This is a genomic window from Plebeiibacterium marinum, assembly GCF_026013615.1.
In the GTDB taxonomy this organism is placed as follows: domain Bacteria; phylum Bacteroidota; class Bacteroidia; order Bacteroidales; family Marinilabiliaceae; genus Saccharicrinis; species Saccharicrinis marinus_A.
This window is the reverse complement of the sequence record NZ_JAPDPI010000005.1, coordinates 1-18,088: the sequence shown is the minus strand read 5'-3', so window position 1 is coordinate 18,088 and position 18,088 is coordinate 1. Positions and strand designations below refer to the sequence as shown.

The window sequence follows — 18,088 nt, the reverse complement described above, 5'->3', positions numbered from 1 at the left end:
CTTTAAGTTATACATAAGCACCTTGCCGGGTGCTTTAAAATTTACCGGGGAAATGTTGCCGCATTTTTCCGGTTTTTTTATTCAGCTAAACAACAACCGTTATTTAGTATATGGTTTAATTAAAATTGAATCTCCTTTAGATACAATATTTACTGGTGTTATCGTGGTTAACAAATCCAAAACACTGGGCAGATCCTCCTGGTTAACCGTAAAGGTTACTTCCATATCCTCAAGTGCCTGATCCAATCCGAATTCAAAATTGTACCTGTTGCTCAGTTTTCTTACAACATCCCTCATTGGGGTATTATAAAAATTCAAAATCCCATTTCTCCAACTGCTATACCTCTCTGCACGCACATTAGTTCTTTTGGCTTTTTCTGTTTCTGAATCATACACAATTTTTTCACCCGGTTTTAAAAACATTTTTTGTTTCGGATGCCTTGATGGCGTCATTTCAACGCTTCCTTCTTCCAGTACAACCGAAGCCTGAACTGCATTATCATAGGCATCTACAGTAAACCGAGTTCCCAATACCTTTACATTAATATCCCTGCTGCGGACTATAAACGGAACCTTTTTATTTTTTACCACCTCAAAATAGGCCTGTCCGTTTAATTTCAACAACCTTTGGCTATTTCCAAAACCATTTGAATACTCCAGGGTAGAACCTGAATTGAGCCATACTTTAGAGCTATCCGGCAAAGTTACAGTAGCCACGCTCCCCCTATCTGCAGCTATTTTTGTATATAGAGGTTCGTTATTAATATACTTACTAAAATAAAACCCTCCTCCCGAAATAATGAACAACAACACTACAGCTGCATATTTATAAAAGCTTTTTAGTTTTATTATTTTATTTGTTTGAGCAACTGTATCATTAAGCATAAAGGATTGAAAGTTAACCAACCCTTTTTCTGTTACGGGATTTATATTCTCATTTTTCAGATTATTTTTCCACGATTTTTTAACCTTACAGAACTCTGCATAATGCTTGCCATCCCTCAACCATTCCAACAATTCTCTTCGCTCCTCCTCTGTAGCTATATTTTCAAGATATTTTCTTATTAACTCAGTCATTAAAATTTTGCTTTTATAATGAGTACAACCAACCCTCCAAAACCCTACCTCAAAAATGTAACTTTTTTTTACATTATTTTATAATTAGTGTTTTTTCCAAAAACCACCACTTCCGCTACCACACTAACCCACAGCACTTTTTGAATCAAAAACTGATATTTTAAATTGTAAATTATTCTTAATTTTTGTCATAAAATAAAATTTATATTACTTTGCAAATAGAAACTAAAAAGATTGATTCCTTATCGTTTATATGAGCAATATTGAATTTAGAACTAAATTAAAGAACGGAGACCCGGATTCGTTTAGCTCCTTTTATTTAGAGACCTATCCCAGGTTGATTGGATATTGCAGTCTCTTTATCAAGGATTCTAAACAAATTGAAGATTTCGTTCAGGATTGCTACGAAAACATATGGACACAACGAAAAAAAATCAATACATCTAAGTCGGTTGAGAGCCTATTGTTTGTAATGCTCCGTAATAAATGCCTGAACTTTTTAAAAAGTGAAAAAGCCCATCATAGTATAAATTTATCGGACGAGTTTGCTATAAATGAACTGCAATATCTTTACCAGTTAGATTTTACAGCCAAAGAAGGCACCAGCATTGAAGAGGAATTAATCCAGTCTTTAAAAAAAGCAATATCCGACCTGCCAGAAAAAAGAAAGAACATTTTTATACAGTGCAAGATAAATGGCCGCAAACAAAAAGAAGTGGCTGAAGAATTGGGTATTACAGTAAAAGCGGTAGAAAAACACTTGAGGGAAGCAAAAACCCAGCTGCGCAACCAACTTAAACCCAAGTATGCTCAACTGGTTATTATTATTAGCATGTTATTAAATTAAGTTGTGATGATGCCCAAAACAATAAATTATTTAAGAAATCCAGTGTTGACTTTGTAGATTCTTCAATAATCCTGACTCTTGATTCAATTTCGGGTAATGAGTACTCTTTAAAATTAACATTTAATTCTTCAGTCAAACTCACCACTGAAGAAAAAGGGCTTCTTAAATCGTGCGCAATTACAGAAAAGAATTTATTTTTTGATTTATCGACTTCTTCCAATTGTTTTAAAGTCACATCCAATCTTTTATTAATACTCTGTAGCTGTATATTTTGAGATTGTGTTTTATCTTTCTCTTGCATCAAATTTCTTTTAAGATAAAACTCATTATATCTTATTTTTTCATTATTAAAACTTAGTATTACTATTCCAACAAAAACAGTTATTAATCCAACCACTTCAGCATGATCGTACGTTGTAAAATGCATGTATGAATAAACTATGGTAACTAACCCCATAACGGAGCCTATAGCATAAAGCAACAGGGTAGACCAATATCCCCTAATAAAAAAATGAGAGGCAACAATTAATAATATACATGAAATAATACCCTTAAAATTATATTGAGGCCCTATCAACACCAATCCAAACCCCATAAACAATAAGGAGAGACAATGAAAATTATTAACAACAATAACCAGATACCTTTTTTCCCTTAATCCTGAATAGGTAAAAATCAATAATAACACACATGTTATTATACCAGGGTATCTAAGAAATGAGAATGCAAAAATCTTCCAAATAAAGAAATCTCCTATCAAGTAATAAATAAACACCAAAAGCATAAAAGGCAATAACAATTTATTATGCTTTAAGATAGATACATGCAATTCCTTTACATATTCAAAATAGAATTTATCCTTATGAATATGATCTCTAAAGATTTCAAGATTCATTATCATATAAAAGTAACAGAGTAGTAATTGACTGCAAATTTAGAAAGTTAATACCAAACAAACATAAATCATATACATTTTTAATAAACTTTAGAAACATAGTCACACATCAACAGGTATTCAGCTAATTGTATTATAAATGAAAAATTTACACACGGTTGGAGAAATCATAAAAAAAACCCGGAACCTACAAATTTTAGATTCCGGGTTTTCTGAGTTATACCAAGTGCTCATTTCATCGTCAAAATGGTATTAAATAACAATCTAGTTTGTTCTATGAATCAATTTACCCATTTCTGCAGGAGGATTATCCCCCATCCTAATATCACAATCTCTTACCTGTACATCGGTAGCGTTATCAATATAAAAAGCAGAAGTTTTGGCCTTTACAAGTCCTACACCTTCGCAAGGGCGACGGTCGTAAATACCTCCTTCATAATCGGTAACCCTGTTTAAAACAAGCGACACTCCATCGAAAAGAATATGGTTGATTTTGTCTTTGGATTCTCCGCTCACATATATACCATTTTCAGATCTGCACTGGATATTTCTGAAAGTAATGTCGTTTACCTCTCCAACAAACCCTTCTGTTGCACCTTCAGGGAATCGCCAGCTGGCATCTTTATGGTCGATATTAGCCCTGCGATAAGCTGTTACATAGATAGGTTCCGATTTACCCCACCATACATCACTAAAGTATAGACTTTCCACAATAATATTCGAAAACAGTACATTTTGCACTACACCCTCATCTCTGTTTTGTATACCAATGCCACGATTACTGGCCAGGATGGTACAATTGTTTACGGTCACATTCTGAATGGTGTCCATATTCTCAGATCCAATTTTAAAAGCACATGATCGCGAACACATCAAACAGTTGGTAACAACTATATTCTCACAATTTCCATATTCTTCAAACTCTCTTCTGTTTTTTAAGCAAATGCTGTCATCCCCGCTTTTAATATTACAATCGCTAATTCTGATATTTTTACTATGATCCAGGTCAATGCCATCACTATTCCTTATTTTCAGGCTGTTATCAATGGTAATTCCGGTAATAACGCCATCAGTACAACCTATTAAGTGCACTGTCCAGTAAGCAGAATGCCTGAAAGTAACATTCTCAATACGAAGGTTACGCACATTAACCAGGGTTAAAACATGCGGACGGGGGTCTTTAACATTAAAAGGCAAAAGCTCATACGAATCTTCCAGCTCTTTTCCCATGAATTTAATTCCATTTCCATCAATTACTCCCAGTCCCGTAACAGATACATCATGAAGGTCTTTCCCTCCAATCCAAATAGTACCTTCACCCGGGTTCTCCCTAAAAGCACTTTGTGTATAAACAGCAGTATCCGGATTGGCTAACAAGGTAGCTCCGCCTTCAACATGCAGCTCCATTTTTGAAGTTAAATCAAACGGCCCGGTTAAAAAAACACCCTGGGAAGGAACAACAACCTTTCCACCACCGGCCTTTGCACAAGCATCTATAGCCTGCTTTATGGCTGATGCATTATCCGTTACACCGTCGGCAACCGCACCATAATCAACTATATTAAATACTTTATCAGTATTTTTTTTAACCTGACAACCCATTAACAGCAACATTGTTAATGCAACCGAAATACTCTTTAAATGCCTCATACGATATATTTTATTTAATTTCATTATTTCTAACAGATCGTTAGATTTTAGATAAGAGATAAGAGACTTATTTGCAAGATGCTTAAAATCAAATCTTAACCCAACTTAAGTTGATTTTATTAAATATCTCATAATCTCACACTTATAAAAAATTAACGAACTATTGTATTTCACTATATAGTTTATTTGTTTCCCAACAAATTACTTGGCGGAAAGCCAAACTGTTTCTTAAAACACCTGCTAAAATAGTACGGATCATTAAACCCAACCATATCAGACACCTCCGAAACATTATGCCGTTTTTGTTTTAATAGCTGAAAAGCCTTTTTCAACCTGATTGTTCTTATAAATTCGTTGGGCGACAGATCGGTAAGTTCTTTAACTCTCCGATAAAGGGTTGATGAACTTGTGCCCAATTCGGAACAAATAAGGTTCCCTGCCAAAGTGGTGTCGCTTATATTTTCTTCTATAATGGCAGTAATTTTATTCATAAAATCCTCGTCTACCGGGGAATGGGTCAACAAATCAACACTACTTTCCACATCTCCTGAAAATTTTTCTTTCAGGTTTACCCTGGCTTTTACAATATTTTCGATTCGAGTTTTTAACAAGGATGGATCAAAGGGTTTGGTCAAGTATCCGTCGGCACCCAATTTATAACCTTTAATCTGGTTATCGCTATCGGATAACGCAGTTAATAACACAACCGGGATATGGCTAATCCTTTCATCATTCTTCAGTGATTTACAAAACTCAAAACCATCCATTACAGGCATCATCACATCAGCGATACAAATAATAGGGTTTACCTGACGACACATCTGCAGCCCTTCTTCTCCATTTTCAGCTTTATAAACTTTGTAATAATCTGAAAGATAATCCGCAATATAATCCCTTAGTTCTTGATTGTCTTCTATTACTAAAATCTTTTCTCTCAACTCTGTTGCATAGGTTTTCTTCTTTACATCGGTTACCACAGTTTGAATAGACGCGGTTGATTTCAATTCATAATCGAAAATTTCATTTTCTTCATACGATTCCTTATCTATCGGAATTTCAATAGTAAAAACACTTCCTTTATCAGGAGCACTATATAATTTAATGTTTGCTTTATGAATTTTTACCAGAGAGTTTACCAGAGCTAATCCGATCCCACTGCCTGTGTGTTCATCTTTTGTATTTTCGACCTGGTAAAACCGGGTAAAAATTTTACTCTGGCTTTCCTCGGGAATACCAATACCATCATCGCTGACTTCAATATCCAGTTTTCTTGATCCATCGTCTGCATGACTTATACCAACATATAAATCAACCCGGCCATATTTATGACTAAACTTAATGGCGTTGGATAACAGGTTGTACAATATCTTGTCATATTTATCTCCATCTATCCATCCTATAACTTCCTCTTGCTCACAGATAAAATGATAGTTTAATTTTTTTTCTTTTACCAGTCCCTCAAAAGAATGGAATATGTTTTTTGAATATAAAAGAATATCTGTTTTAGATACCTTTAATTTGAGTTCCCCATTTTGGGCTTTCCTGAAATCAAGAAGCTGGTTAACCAAATTGTAGAGCCTGTTTGAATTTTGTAGTATCAACCCAATACGGCTTCTTTGATAATCTGTATTTAAACCTTCTTCGGCAAGTTGTTTGGCAGGCCCGATAATTAATGATATGGGTGTTCTTAGCTCATGAGATATATTGGTAAAAAACCGAAGTTTTTCATGATTGAGCTTATCTTCTCTTTCCCGCTGTACTTTCTCCATCAACAGCTCATGCTTTAACATCAAACTCCTTTTTAACTGTTTATGAACCAAATATATTGTAAGAGTTAAAAAGGCTAACATCAAAACAATAGCCTTATAGGTCAACCAAAAAGGAGGATTAATTATGATATGATACGATGAGATGTCACTCCAATATCCACTACTATTCGAAGCCCTGATTTTAAAGGTATACTCTTTAGGGTAAAGATTTGTATATTGAATATTGGTAGAGTTATTATCAACTGTAATCCACTCTTCATCAAAACCCTCGAGCATATACTCATATTTGTTTAACCTGGTGTTTGAATACGAAGGAGACGAAAATGACAGGTAAAAATTACGGTTTACATATTCAAGCTCCAGTTTTCTGGAGTAATTAATATCCTCATGCAAAACCACTTGCCCTTTAATTGTATCTCCCGGAGAAACTGTTTTGTTTTGAACTTTTACTTCACTGATAAAAGGAGGATCTGATTTCAGATTGTCTTTCAGCTCATCAATGGTAAAATGTATGATTTCATCTTTCCCGGTAATATAAACAAGAGAATCACTAAAGAGCATAAATCCCTTATTACTGAATATATCTAATCGGTTACCACTACCTACATCATAGGTATTTAATTTATTGTCGACTGGATTAAACAGCCCCACCTGTCCATTATTAAAGTTGAACCACAAATTACCTTTATTATCTTTTAAAATATCTGTAATCCAGTTTTTACGTAACTCCTGTGGATTTATAACCTGTTTAAAATCATCAATTTCAGGCGAATAATAATTTAAACCCATTCTGGTAGATACCCATATTTTTCCGGTGTTATCGATACAAACAACTTTTGTGCTGTTATTTGTTAACCCTTCTATTTCGCCATCCTTAGAAGTATATAATTTTGCCTCTTGATTTTGCTGGTTATATGATATCACACCATTTTCTGTAGCCAACCAAATAACTCCTTCTTTTGTTGATGCTACCTGGTTAATTTCAATATTTGGGAACAGTTTTCTAAGCGTAGAATCAACCCTCAGGGTAATAGGATCGATAATCACAGCACCGCTTCCATGTGAACCAATTACTATGTTTCCTCCGGTTAACTTATTAAAAGCAAAAACAGGAACTGAGCTAAAACCTACATCAATTACTCTTGAAGTATTTAAAACATAGTTATAAATTAAAATCTTTCCAGACCATAATCCACAGTAAAATATCTTTCCATCAGGTGAAAAAACACCTGAAATGTCTTTATACTTTTTTTCAATAGGTTTAAACCGGTTTCTATCCTTTAAAAATAAACCACTATTATGCGTAGCCACCAACAGTTTGTTATCATATGTTTGTCCGTAATCTGAAATACGCGGAATTCGTCCGTTAACTACTAAAGCAAAGGAGTTTATACTCTTAAATTGATTTTTAAAGGGATCGTATTTATCCAATCCATTATCTGTTCCAATCCAAAGCAACCCTGAGTTATCAAAATATAGAGCTGAAACAGCGTTATCGACCAAAGAGGTTTTTTCAGATCGTTTTGAATAGTACCACTGGAAATTTCCTTTTGATATATCTTCTAAACGATTGCATACAATGATTCCTCCAATTGTTCCAAGCCAATATTTTCCATCGGGAGCCCTTGTTATTGAAATAAAATACGGTCCTATGGTTTCTTTAAAAGTTAGATCATGAATAGGCTGCAATTCAAATACATTATCCTGCTTATCCCATTTATACAGGCCTTCGCGGGTGCCAATAAAAATATCAGATTTATCATCCTGATATATAAAATAGGTATAGGGGTTAACAATATTGGTTCCCGGTACTTTTAAGGTATAATTATTTATATGCTGAATATCGCCCTTATCATTTAACGTGATTTTTGAAATCCCTCCTGTGTCGAAACTTCCTACCCAAATATGTCCGTTAATATCTTCGAATATTGTTTTTATATAAGTAAATCCTTCAATTTCTACCCGGGAAAAGGATTCTGTTTCCTGATTGAATATACATAATCCTGAATCTTTGGTTCCGATCCAAAGCCTTTTAAATTGATCTATATATATTGACCTTATCTCTGAATCAGGGATTGACTGTGGATTGTTTTTATCGGGAAGAAAGGTTTTAAACTGGCGTGTTTTAAGATCAAAGCGGGTCAATCCCCCCCTTGTCCCAATCCACATAATATCATTGTCATCAATAAGCAAGGCTGTTATATCATCATCCTTAATTCTGTTTGCTGACTTTATATTACTTACATAAGGAGTAAACTTTTGACCATCGAAACTATTTAAACCTTTAAAGGTACCCAACCAAAGTAAACCGGTTTTATCCTGAACTATGTGCCTGACAGAATTATGGGACAGACCATTTTCGCGACTATAATGTTCAAGCTTAATATCTTCAGCCCAAACATTAGTTGAAATAAATAATATAACCAGTCCCAGCAAGAAAAGTCTATTTTCCCATCCACACACCCTTTGATTCCCTACTGGGAGCCCCTCTAACCCACACTGTACGAAAGATTTCCCCATTAGGGGCCTGGGGTGAGCATTTGGTGTTTTTAATATCTCAGGACTTATCTTGCAAACACTAAATGGTATAATAAAACGATGAATCATCTTCATGTGCACATATTTTATTTTTAATTCAACCTTAAATGTATTGAATATAAAATAAAGTCAGCATATTATAAATTAATAATTATAGTTGATAGCATAATAACTTTACCTGCAGGGCAACCGATTTTAAATGAAAACTTGTATCAAAACGACTGCCATGTGCTCAACCCCGCAAAGGCTTTAACTTTTTTCTATGAATTTGATTATTTGCATCTAAATTTTAATGTAAATCCGTTTTTTATGTAAGGCATAACCTAACGACCAACATATTAACATAAAAACAATTGCTGTAACTAAACACCCAAAAGCTCCCGGAAAAATATTCTGAAATATTTTTTCACTCACCCACTCAAAGGCATCCAGGCCATTCCCAACAGGAATCAACCTCACGGTCACGTAAAAGAGTTCTGAAAACAAGTAAATAAACAAAGGATTCTTTCCAAAAACATCAAAAAATGCAATCCCTGATTTTACTTTCTTAAATTCTATAAAAAAGATAAGTACAGCCATGATTGACAAGTCAAGCCCCACGGTGTAAAGTACAAAAGGACTTGTCCATAACTTTTTACTCATCGGAAAAATCAAATCCCACCATAATGCCAGCGAAGTCATCGCAAACCCTATCATTAACAGTTTGGAAATTCCTTCAAAAGACTTTCCTTTTTTCTGGATAAATACACCTGCAATATATCCCAAAACAACATTAACAATTGCAGGCAGGGTACTCAATATACCTTCAGGATCAAAAGGAATACTATCCCTTTTATAGATATGACCAAAACCTAAAATTGACAAATCGAACTTTGAAGCAGCATTGGTGGCCATTTCCAGTTGTGCCCCAGGCTCTCCAAACAAATACAATATGGCCCAATAGCCTAATAAAATAATTGCTGAAATGATTAAAGCGGCTTTTTCTGACAGGTAATAAAAAATAACTGACGCAAAGAAATAACAAAGTGCAATTCTCTGTAAAACTCCCATTATACGTGTTTCCGATATTGGTTTAAGCATCAATCCACCACTTTCACCAAGTTTAAAAAACGGGAACCAGTACATTAAATAGCCCAACAAAAATATAATGATGGTTCTTTTAATCACTTTTGTCCAAAAATAAGCTACCGGAGCTTGTTTCATTTTTAGCATAGAAAAACTCATTGAATTCCCTACTGCAAAAAGAAACGATGGAAACACCAGATCGGCCAATGTAAAACCGAACCATTGAGCATGTATAAAATACCCATATATTTGAGCACCTGTTCCAGGCGTGTTTACTACAATCATTAAGGCTATGGTTAGCCCCCTAAACACATCCAACGATAAAAAACGTTCTGCTCTCTTTTTCACAATTTCTGCCATAGTAAATATTTAGTATCCTTTACACCATTTCACCCTCTCACCCTTATTTCAATAATTGTAATCTATCTGAGGTTGAATATTAGTCAATGGTATTATCTTATCTCTGTATTTTTCATACAATTCCACAGCTATTTCTGCAGGATCTCCACTTGGTTCAACAGGGAATTCATTGTTGGAAATTACCCATTGCCATTCCCATTGTTTAATCTCTTCATCAAAAGCTTTCTGATCGAATTTCTGCCAGTCTTGACGAATCTGATCGAAGAACTGTTCCCATCGTGGTTTATAAAAATCATTAAACAAGCCACTCCACTGACGACAACTATATTCGTGCAGCCTGTTATTGGCATCACCCCAAAGGGTAATTAAATCACGGGCATTTTGCTCATATAAATCCTTTTCTTCAGTTGTAAATCCACATTCTCGGGCATCGGCTAACCAAGGCCCCAACATAAAATCTTTTTGGGTAGCCAACAATCCATCCATATCCTCAATTAATTCGATAAACTCCTTACTATACTGCTCAAATTTTTGTTTATCGTTGTTATTATAAGCCACAGTAATTTGTTGTTGCAGAGGCAGTGCATAATTTGCTAACACTTGTCGCGAAACATCTACTAAATCGTAAAGAAAACCATCGTATTGGTCGCTACCATCTATCGATTTAATGAATAAGTCCCATGCTGGAAGTAAATCTTCAGGTTTGTAATTCATCTTGGTACGAGCCCATCTGCGATAGCCTTCAAAAGTAGGACGGGACACTATAATTGATTCTGCACCATCCCTGATTACTTTACCATTGTATACAGTTTGAACCAGGATATTCCATGCATCCTCCAAATCTTGAGTAGTTTTTCCATACCTGTTTCTAATGTAGTCCTTCAACCAGGCATCAAGATCAATGGGTGTATCTCTCCAGGTGTTATCAGTCATCAACTCATATAAAACCGGGTTTTGCTCAATGGCTTCCATGGTTAACCCAATTCCTTTAAGCTGTCCTGATTTAGGATCATTTAAATCTTCTGCAGGATTATTGGCAACATTTTCAATACGGCCAAACATACTGATATTTCCACCAAAGTTGTGAAGCATGTTCCATATCCATTGCTTCCCGTAAAAAGCCTCAGTGCGTTTCCATACGGGTTCAATTTCTGTTGCCAAATCAAGAATAATCATCCTGTCGTTAGGAACTGCATCCAGCAAACCTTTGATTTGTGGTGCTTTCCAGAAATCACGATGACTATAAAATAACCATCCTTGCATCACCCAAATAGCTTCCGGATCGGCAGACTTCATTCCTTCAAATACTTTTTTACTGAGCTCTGACAAATATTCTGGATCATCAGTTGGCGGTTCATTTTCATTAAAAGTATCGGCAGAATATAAATGATCTGTTCCGTAAACTTCCGACTGAACTTCAAGGAACTTCTTACCTAATTCGGCAAACAAAGGATCATCTGCATCAAGGATATAAGTATCCTCAAAATCGTTGCCCCAATTGGTTTGCTTTAGTTTTGCATCAGGGAAATACTTTTTAAATGAAGCAGGTACATGACCTGTAAACGCAGGCAAAACAGGTTTCATACCTAATTCGCGTTGACGTTGTACTATCTTAATTTGTAATTCCTTGTGACTTTCTTTCCAGCTTTTGGGAAGCGGGCCTCCCCAACCATCCAGATTTCCCATCCAGAACCATGAAAAATACGCAGGACCACTGAAGAAAGGATCCAGGTCCTCATCTGTAAATCCATACGAACGATATACCTGATCCCAGATGTATTCTTCGCCGGTAATGGCCAACGGCATATTGATGCCATGCAAAGCCATCCAGTCAATTTCTTTCTCCCAGCGTTCCCAGTCCCACCAGCTCATACTGTAGTTAAACGTACAATAGTTTAAATAATAGCGGTATTCATAAGGTGTTTTTTTATGAATCTTTTCTTTAACAACCGGAAGTAAATCTGGTAAATTTAAATTTGTACCATTCCAGGTAATCTGACAATGACCATATTCTTTTAAATAGTAGTACAGAGCAGAAGCCACCGAAACCCCATTAGTTCCCCTCAGTACAATTTTATTATCTACAGATTCTATCTCAAACCAATCCACACTATCCTTTACACCTATTTCTGTAACAAAGTGATGTGCATGATTTGGGATAATCCGCTGAATCAAACGATCAGCCGGAGACTTTGCTTTACCCACACCCGATTTAGTAGTACACCCCACAACTACACTACAAAAAATCAATATCGATATTTGATATAAAATACTCCTCATGTTCATCATTTTTATTTTACTATTGTTATTTTCTCAACCGGATAATCAATATTGTAATCCAAAACATTTTTCAAGGCGAACTGAGCTTGTGAACCACAATTCTCAAGCTTAGTATTTTGTACATCTAATTTTTCTACATCATCAAACACAAACGCCGGACGAAAATCCTTATCCTCAAGCTTTAAAATGATATTTTTAAATTCAAGCCCCTTAACGTGTCGAACATAAAAACCCCAAGCAGGAAGCTCTCCAAACATTGAAAACTCAGGATATTTTTTTATCTGTTCCGGAACGCGATCCAAATCACTTAAAGGAACATAAGCCATTCCTTTAGTCGCTCTTCCCGGAAAGGTTATCGTTACATTTTCGATTGTTACATTTTCGATTTCATGGCCAGGGATTCCTGCAATAGATGATGGAAATGGATTGTGAAAGAAATCTACTTCCGGTCCACGTAAATCATAATCTATGTCAGGACGACCAAAAGGAACCTCAACCTGCATATCTGAAATATGGATATTTCTGACAATCCCCGGTTTCTCTCCTCCACGATGTCCTAACCTGATAAATATGGCGTTGCCGGTGTTTTTAGCTACAATATTCTTCACTTTAATATTTTCGATTACTGCACCATCCACCGATTCAATGGCTATTGCAGACCTGAAAGTATCGAACACCTTAATATTTTCGATGGTTACATTTTTAAATCCCCCAAACGAACCTGTTCCAAACTTTACTGCACTGGCACTGCTCCTTACGGTACAATTGGCAATATAAATACTATCGTTACATGATTCGGGATGATATGATTTCAAACAGATACCATCATCGGCTGCATCGATATTACAGTTTGTTATTTTTACGTTTTTGCAATCCGTAATGTCCATTCCATCATTATTCCAATAAGCACGATTAATAATAGTAAGATGATCCAAAATCATGTTTTTACATAAATCGAACGACAAACCCCAGTTGGCACTGTTGGTTAAGGTTACATCTTTGATTTCAATATTATTGGATTGCAGAAACCGGAATAATTTAGGACGAACCAATTCGCTGGGACGCATCCTCCTGTAATTGTAGTTTTTATCAACCAACACTCCGGCATGATGCAAGCTATCTCCATTTAAAGCCAGCGCTAACCCCTGTCCGTCAATTGTTCCTTGTCCTGTAATTTTTATGTTTGAAGCATCAATAGCTAAAATGAGTCCCAACTCCGAGTTATCATCTGTTTTAGGGCTTTCGGGAGTTCCTTCTCCTTTAACTTTAAAGTAATCATACGGACTGGTACTACCGAGTAAAAAAGCACCTTCTTCAAGATACAATTCCACATTGCTTTTTAACTGTATGCTTCCGGTTAAAAATTTACCTGAAGGAATAATAACTTTGCCTCCCCCTTTTTTATTTGCTTTGTCGATTGCCTGTTGAATAGCTTTTGTATTTAATGTAACTCCATCAGCAACAGCCCCAAAATCCTGAATGTTATATGATTTTCCATAAACCGTTTGAGCAAAGATTAAGCTCAAAACCAATACTATTGTTTGTAATATCTTCATTTTCTATAAAATTTAGATGAAAGACAAAAGGCTTTGCACTTTCAACTTTTAACTTTCAACTTTTAACTTCCCTATATCTCTTTATCCGACAATGAAGGAGGCAACAATTCCGTTCCCCATTTATCAGAAGGTTTTGATCCCATTATTATTGTCAGCGATCCTCCTTTAACAATATCACTATGCTCTATAAATGCCTTTGTGTAATCAACACCATTTAATTGTACAGATTGGATATATTTATTTTGTTCTGAAAGATTCTTTGCTTCTATGATAAAATCATTTCCATTCTCCTGATGGATTGTTGTTTTCTTAAAGTACGGGGCATTAATTAAATAGTACGACTGACCAGCATTTGGATAAAGACCAATCATATGAAAAGCCAGCCATGAAGACATCGCTCCTGAATCATCATTACCGGGGATTCCGCTTGCGCTGATGTTATAATTATTGTCAATGATTTGATGAATCCTATCGTTACTTAAATCCGGCCGACCGATCCAGTGATACAAATTCGGACTAAGAAAAGAAGGTTCATTGGCAACATTGTACAATCCTTTATCAAACAAGGTATTTAACCGTTTTTGAAAGGCCTCTTTACCCCCTGACAATTCCACTAGTTTGGCAACATCATGAGGTACAGATAATGAATATTCCCACGAACTTGCTTCATAAAAGAAACCACACCACCAACACACGCAAATAGGCCAATCCTGCATTACAGGGGTATAAGGCACATAACTTATCCTGCCATATTTTGCATTGCACTGAATACTATCTACCCAGTTTCCATGGGCATCTTTAGGCATGATAAAACCGCGGGATCCATGATCTTCAATATCGCGCCATAGATTTTGCCAGTTATCGGCCTGTTTAATAAAGCGCCAATACTCTCCTCTACGCTTAATAGCTTTGGCAACTATGGCCAAACAATAATCGTTATAAGCATATTCCAGCGTCCGGTTTCCGGCTCTGACAAAATCAGTTGAAACGTAACCCAAGCGATTATAATCAGTCAATCCCCCGCGGCCTTCTTTCTCTTCATTACCTCCCGGAGGCACAGTAGCGTCTTTCAGCATAGCCTCCAGCGCCACTTTATATTTTATTCCTTGCAGTCCTTTAACAAAAGCATCTGCAATCACTACTTCTCCATTTGATCCGCCCTGGGTTCTACCATTGGAATTACCACTACGGGCATCCGGCATATAACCATCTCGCTTATAAATTTGAAGCATGGCATTTATAATATCCACCTGGCGTGATGGATTTAGTAAAGTTATTAATGGACTGGAAGAACGGTAAGTATCCCAGATGGCGTAGAAATCATCATAATAGGGACCGTTGTTTTCCCACAAAGGATTTTCTCCTGTTCTGTCAACCGGCATAAGCATGGTATGATACAATCCGGTATAAAGCATTGTTTTCAACTCAGTACTTGCATCTTCATTTACTTCTAGGCGTTTAAAAACAGCCTCCCATTTATTTTGAGTTTGACTTAGGGTTTGGTTAAAATCCCAATGGGGTATTTCATTATTGATATTAGCCCGGGCTTTCAACGGACTTAAAAATGAAATACCTATTTTCATTTGTATATCATCATTCGCCCCATCAAAAGACAAGATAGCTCCGGTTTTATCACCTGTATCAATTTGAATCTTTTGATTGCTAAATATTTTATCTTTTTTCCATGTTGAATAGGTTGAAATAGGTTGGTCAAAAACTGCAGAAAAATAAACTGTATAGGCACTACCATTATTCCAGCCACCGCGTATTCGGCTATACCCTCGAACTTCGGTATCAGATACAATTTCAATTTCTGAACCTACAAATTGTTGTGCTTCGCGGGCATCAGGATTTGGAATAGCAGCTTCACCCAGGAACTTACCCAAATCAATCTTTACAAAACGTTTTGCCCCTTGCGGATATGAAAAATGATAGAATGCAGCACGGTCTGACGTAGTGATTTGAGTTTGGATATTCCATTTATTGAGCATTACATTGTAATAAGCCAAGCGAACCTGCTCATCGCTACGCAATGATGTCTGATCTTTTGAAGGAGTATCGCTCTCCGAAGAGAAAGGCATCACGGAGATATTCCCGTATTTTGGTCCTCCTCCTGTTCCACTTACATGAACCTGACTAAAACCATAAATCTCCTTATCTGCATTGGCTGAGTACCCACTATTGGAAGCCACATCATTATCCGGCCCGGGTTTTACCATTCCATATGGAGCAGAAGGCCCAATAAAAACATTACCCAATCCTTCAGATCCAATTAAAGGATCAACATATTTATGATTTTGAGAATACAGAGATATTGGCAAGGTTAGTAAAACCGACCATAAAATACCTATATGTAAAATCCTGTTTGTCATATTGTTATTTTTTCATCCTTCTAAAACCAAATCAATTTATTCACCATAAAGACCCAAAGTCACAAAGAATCTTCAAAAAACATAAATTAAACTTTGTGTCTTTGAGCCTCTGTGGTAATTACTAGCCACCCTGCGAATCAATTATATTACACCATGCGTGAGGACACGCACGGCAGTAAAGGGGGGGGTATTGATATAATAATTAAAAAACAAACCACCTCCCCTCGCCTTTGGCGACGTACTCCTCCTTAGCAAGGAGGAGAGCTAATTTACAGCTTGCAAAGCCTGTTTAATTACAATAAAAACAATTTGTCTGAGCCTCTAAGACAAAAAGAATCACCAAGCTGCAAATCAGTTCTCCCCCTTTGGGGGAGTTAGAGGGGGCTTCTCACCCCTTTGGGTATAACCTTTTCAATATTTTGATTTGCATCAAATTTTAAACTATCGATACAAAGCTGACGCAGTACATATTCTTCTCCTTGCGGGAAAATACGATGGTATAACAAGTAATCCTGACCATTCTCATTAAACACGCTATGATGCCCCGGACCATAAGTGGTACTATCGGCAGTGGTGGTTAAAATTGGACTATTCACCCCTTCGGTAAATGGCCCCATTGGAGAATCAGCTACCGCATAACCAATTTTATAGGTATGGTCTATCGCTTTACCATCAGAGAACATCAAATAGTATTTACCAAAACGCTTAATCATATGCGGTGCTTCAAAATAATGAGGAGGTGTTACATCGATAGGTTCGCCATCGAAAGTAACCATATCCGACTTTAACTTAACAGCCATACAGATTCCATTTACCCAGTTAAAACCGGAGCCCCAATAAAGATAAGCCTGACCATCATCATCAATAAAGCAATCGGCGTCGATATTATGCACTTCCGGAAAATCTTCTTTAGCTACTAATGGAGTATTGTCATTCTTGGCATTTTTCCAAGATCCTAAAGGACTATTTGCCACTCCTGCCCAAACTTCGCTACCTACAGAAACATACATATAGTACTTTCCGTCAAGAGCTTTACGTACAGCCGGAGCCCAAACCATAGAATTATTTGATGTTTCACTGGTACAAGCCTCTTTGGTTGGCCAGTTAATATGGTGGCGGGTAAAATCAGTAAAGTCTTTGGTTGAAAAAACAGCTAATTCCTCTCCTCCCCATGGATCAATGGTGGCATAGATATAAAAAGTATCACCTTCTTTTACAATAGATGGATCGGCAAAATAACCATCCACAATTGGGTTAGTAATTAATTTTTCCTCATTGGATTTTGCTTTCTTTTGTGGTGCTCCACACGCCACAGCTATCAAAACAATCAGAGGTAAAAATTTAAATCTTCGTTTCATAAAAATTCGTTTTAAGTTAAAAGCATAAAGATAAAGACTGGTCACTATCTAGTATGTTATTTATTCTAACTTTTATCATAATTAATTATTTTTCCTTTAACCTTATTGCCTTAATTAGTCTCTGCAAGAAAACTCATGTTGCTGCTGCACGATTTCATCGTGCTGTTCTTTATTTTTTAATGAACCACGCGTGGGGACACGCGCGGTAGCGTATGAGACACTTGCGGTCAATGTCATTAAATTAAGAAATTCACTTCGTGAATTTCTTGATATTGGGACGTTGTCCCAAACCCAACTCCCTTTTTGGCATTGCCCCAAAAA

Annotated in this window: 11 protein-coding genes; 1 reads left to right on the top strand and 10 read right to left on the bottom strand. The window is 36.2% G+C overall.

Annotated elements, in window-relative coordinates:
* Positions 1-99: 99 nt before the first annotated feature.
* A complete protein-coding gene (locus OM074_RS03845; RefSeq protein ID WP_301197967.1) occupies positions 100-1,077 on the bottom strand; it encodes a FecR family protein in 978 nt (325 codons plus the stop codon).
* 253 nt (positions 1,078-1,330) lie between these two features.
* Between OM074_RS03845 and OM074_RS03840 the strand changes: the two genes are divergently transcribed.
* Positions 1,331-1,924 carry an RNA polymerase sigma factor gene (locus tag OM074_RS03840; protein ID WP_301197966.1) on the top strand — a complete coding sequence of 198 codons (594 nt, stop codon included), beginning with the start codon at positions 1,331-1,333 and terminating at the stop codon, positions 1,922-1,924.
* On the opposite strand, the gene OM074_RS03835 is transcribed toward OM074_RS03840, so the two are convergent.
* The 9 genes from OM074_RS03835 to OM074_RS03795 form a co-directional block, all read right to left on the bottom strand.
* On the bottom strand, positions 1,905-2,612 hold the full coding sequence (locus tag OM074_RS03835; protein WP_301197965.1) for a histidine kinase dimerization/phospho-acceptor domain-containing protein: 708 nt from the start codon (positions 2,610-2,612) through the stop codon (positions 1,905-1,907). The genes OM074_RS03840 and OM074_RS03835 overlap by 20 nt on opposite strands.
* 471 nt (positions 2,613-3,083) lie before the next feature.
* A complete protein-coding gene (locus OM074_RS03830; RefSeq protein ID WP_301197964.1) occupies positions 3,084-4,469 on the bottom strand; it encodes a glycoside hydrolase family 28 protein in 1,386 nt (461 codons plus the stop codon).
* A gap of 182 nt (positions 4,470-4,651) precedes the next feature.
* On the bottom strand, positions 4,652-8,851 hold the full coding sequence (locus OM074_RS03825) for a hybrid sensor histidine kinase/response regulator transcription factor (RefSeq protein ID WP_301197963.1): 4,200 nt from the start codon (positions 8,849-8,851) through the stop codon (positions 4,652-4,654).
* Between the two features lie 207 nt (positions 8,852-9,058).
* Positions 9,059-10,201: an acyltransferase family protein gene (locus OM074_RS03820; RefSeq protein ID WP_301197962.1), complete on the bottom strand. Its 1,143-nt coding sequence runs from the start codon at positions 10,199-10,201 to the stop codon at positions 9,059-9,061.
* Positions 10,202-10,249: 48 nt separating this feature from the next.
* Positions 10,250-12,481, bottom strand: a complete 2,232-nt coding sequence (locus OM074_RS03815) for an alpha-N-acetylglucosaminidase (protein WP_301197961.1) — start codon at positions 12,479-12,481, stop codon at positions 10,250-10,252.
* Positions 12,482-12,492: 11 nt separating this feature from the next.
* Positions 12,493-14,037: a glycoside hydrolase family 28 protein gene (locus OM074_RS03810; RefSeq protein WP_301197960.1), complete on the bottom strand. Its 1,545-nt coding sequence runs from the start codon at positions 14,035-14,037 to the stop codon at positions 12,493-12,495.
* 71 nt (positions 14,038-14,108) lie between these two features.
* Positions 14,109-16,409 carry a GH92 family glycosyl hydrolase gene (locus OM074_RS03805; protein WP_301197959.1) on the bottom strand — a complete coding sequence of 767 codons (2,301 nt, stop codon included), beginning with the start codon at positions 16,407-16,409 and terminating at the stop codon, positions 14,109-14,111.
* A 374-nt stretch (positions 16,410-16,783) separates the two neighbouring features.
* A complete protein-coding gene (locus OM074_RS03800; RefSeq protein WP_301197958.1) occupies positions 16,784-17,767 on the bottom strand; it encodes a family 43 glycosylhydrolase in 984 nt (327 codons plus the stop codon).
* A 114-nt stretch (positions 17,768-17,881) separates the two neighbouring features.
* Positions 17,882-18,088: hypothetical protein (locus OM074_RS03795; protein ID WP_301197957.1), on the bottom strand; the 207-nt coding region annotated here is incomplete at its 5' end.

What these genes read in the sequence shown, in the direction of transcription:
- OM074_RS03815 (WP_301197961.1), bottom strand. Translation starts at nt 12,481, where the DNA reads ATGAGGAGTATTTTATATCAAATATCGATATTGATTTTTTGTAGTGTA.
- OM074_RS03845 (WP_301197967.1), bottom strand. Translation starts at nt 1,077, where the DNA reads ATGACTGAGTTAATAAGAAAATATCTTGAAAATATAGCTACAGAGGAG.
- OM074_RS03820 (WP_301197962.1), bottom strand. Translation starts at nt 10,201, where the DNA reads ATGGCAGAAATTGTGAAAAAGAGAGCAGAACGTTTTTTATCGTTGGAT.
- OM074_RS03805 (WP_301197959.1), bottom strand. Translation starts at nt 16,409, where the DNA reads ATGACAAACAGGATTTTACATATAGGTATTTTATGGTCGGTTTTACTA.
- OM074_RS03840 (WP_301197966.1), top strand. Translation starts at nt 1,331, where the DNA reads ATGAGCAATATTGAATTTAGAACTAAATTAAAGAACGGAGACCCGGAT.
- OM074_RS03810 (WP_301197960.1), bottom strand. Translation starts at nt 14,037, where the DNA reads ATGAAGATATTACAAACAATAGTATTGGTTTTGAGCTTAATCTTTGCT.
- OM074_RS03830 (WP_301197964.1), bottom strand. Translation starts at nt 4,469, where the DNA reads ATGAGGCATTTAAAGAGTATTTCGGTTGCATTAACAATGTTGCTGTTA.
- OM074_RS03800 (WP_301197958.1), bottom strand. Translation starts at nt 17,767, where the DNA reads ATGAAACGAAGATTTAAATTTTTACCTCTGATTGTTTTGATAGCTGTG.
- OM074_RS03825 (WP_301197963.1), bottom strand. Translation starts at nt 8,851, where the DNA reads ATGAAGATGATTCATCGTTTTATTATACCATTTAGTGTTTGCAAGATA.